Annotated in this window: 1 protein-coding gene and 1 rRNA gene; one reads left to right on the forward strand and one right to left on the reverse strand. The window is 68.5% G+C overall.

Features of this window, described 5'->3' with window-relative positions; all coding sequences use genetic code 11:
• The first annotated feature begins 10 nt into the window (after positions 1 to 10).
• A 5S ribosomal RNA gene (gene rrf / locus EHS43_RS44815) occupies positions 11 to 127 on the forward strand.
• Positions 128 to 227: 100 nt separating this feature from the next.
• Here rrf and EHS43_RS44820 read toward each other — a convergent pair.
• A partial coding sequence (locus tag EHS43_RS44820; RefSeq protein ID WP_148104358.1) for a DUF58 domain-containing protein occupies positions 228 to 1,246 on the reverse strand: 1,019 nt, incomplete at its 5' end.

Here is a 1,246-nt window from a genome sequence, read left to right on the forward strand (position 1 = left end):
TTCATAGTGTTTCGGTGGTCATAGCGTGAGGGAAACGCCCGGTTACATTCCGAACCCGGAAGCTAAGCCTTACAGCGCCGATGGTACTGCAGGGGGGACCCTGTGGGAGAGTAGGACACCGCCGAACAATTTTTGGGAAAACCCCCGTGCTGTTGGCGCGGGGGTTTTCTGCGTTTGGCATGCGGTTTAGTTTCTTCGAGGGGGCGCTTTGCGCCCCCTTCTTTTGTTTACAGGCGTCCGGCTGCTTTCAAGGCCAGATATGCGTCGGCCAGCGCTGGAGCCAGGTCGTCCGGCATCGCGTCGACGACAGTCACTCCATGGCGGCGAAGTTGTTCTGCCGTGCGATGGCGTTCTTTCTGGGCCTGTGCGGCGGCCGCGGCCTCGTAGATCGCATCCGTGTTGCCGCGGGCCGTGGCCATACGGGCGATGTGGGGATCCGCCACTGAAGCCAGAAGCACCGTGTGCCGTTGGGTGAGCTGCGGAAGCACGGGCAGCAGGCCCTCCTCTATGGGCGCCGCGTCGAGACTGGTGAGCAGGACGATCAGGGAGCGGCGAGGGGCCGTACGCAAGGCTGTGGCGGTGAGGCCACGGGCGTTGGTTTCGACGAGTTCGGGCTCCAGGGTGGCCATCGCGTTGACCAGCGAGGGCAGCAGGTCCTTGGCTGTCCGACCCTGGACGAGGGCGCGCACCCCGCGGTCGTAGGCGAGGAGATCGACGCGGTCGCCGGCGCGGGAGGCGAGGGCGGCCAGGAGCAGGGCTGCGTCCATGGAGGCGTCGAGGCGAGGGGCGTCACCCACGCGGCCTGCCGAGGTGCGGCCGGTGTCGAGGACCAGGAGGATGTGGCGGTCGCGCTCGGGGCGCCAGGTGCGTACGGCGACGGAGGTCTGGCGGGCCGTGGCTCGCCAGTCGATGGAACGGGTGTCGTCACCGGGGACGTACTCGCGCAGGCTGTCGAATTCCGTGCCCTCGCCACGGGTGAGGACGCTGGTGCGGCCGTCGAGTTCGCGTAGGCGGGCGAGCTTTGAGGGGAGGTGCTTGCGGCTGGTGAACGGGGGCAGGACACGGACCGTCCAGGGGACCCTGTGGTTGCCCTGGCGGGAGAAGAGCCGGAGAGGGCCGTAGGAGCGGATCGTCACTCGGTCGGCCTGGCGGTCGCCGCGTCGGGTGGGGCGTAGGCGGGTGGTGAGGCGTCGGCGTTCGCCGGCGGGGACCGTCAGCCGGTGGCGGGAGGCCTCCACCTCCGTGC

The organism is Streptomyces sp. RP5T (genome assembly GCF_003933965.1).
Classification (GTDB): Bacteria; Actinomycetota; Actinomycetes; order Streptomycetales; family Streptomycetaceae; genus Streptomyces.